Raw genomic sequence first — 393 nt, 5'->3', positions numbered from 1 at the left:
GGTCGAAGGCATCGTCGCGGTCTTCCAGCAGATTGCGGTCGATACCGCGCTCGGCTAGTTCAAGTACACCGAAATCGTCCCTGTCGATGCCGTCGAAGCGAGCCGACAAGGTGGCGTCGAGCGCAAAGCCACCGCGCTTGACGAGGTGGGCGCCGCCGCCAATGCCGCGCCAGTAGAAGCGCTCGCCCTGGTAGGTCACGAGCGGGAAGGGCGTAACGCGCGTGCCTTCGCCGGCGTACACCGAGTCGGAGACGGCGGCGCCGATGCCCACGCCCCAGCGCGGCGGTTGCTGCGCGATGGCGAGGCTGGAGACGGCGAGAAGGGTGGCGCAGAGGAAGATGTGCTTCATGGATGATCCTGTCGGTGGTCGCTGATTGAATGCCTGCACTATGC

At 65.9% G+C, this 393-nt stretch carries 1 protein-coding gene; it reads right to left on the bottom strand.

Annotated features, from left to right (window positions below; all coding sequences use genetic code 11):
- Positions 1-349, bottom strand: a 349-nt coding sequence (locus C5S61_RS27735; RefSeq protein ID WP_164689217.1) for a MipA/OmpV family protein, incomplete at its 3' end; no start/stop codon positions are given.
- Positions 350-393: the final 44 nt, after the last annotated feature.

The sequence above is a fragment of the Herpetosiphon llansteffanensis genome, from assembly GCF_003205875.1.
GTDB lineage: Bacteria > Chloroflexota > Chloroflexia > Chloroflexales > Herpetosiphonaceae > Herpetosiphon > Herpetosiphon llansteffanensis.
The sequence above is the reverse complement of the archived record's forward strand: the minus strand, read 5'-3'. Positions and strand labels throughout refer to the sequence as shown.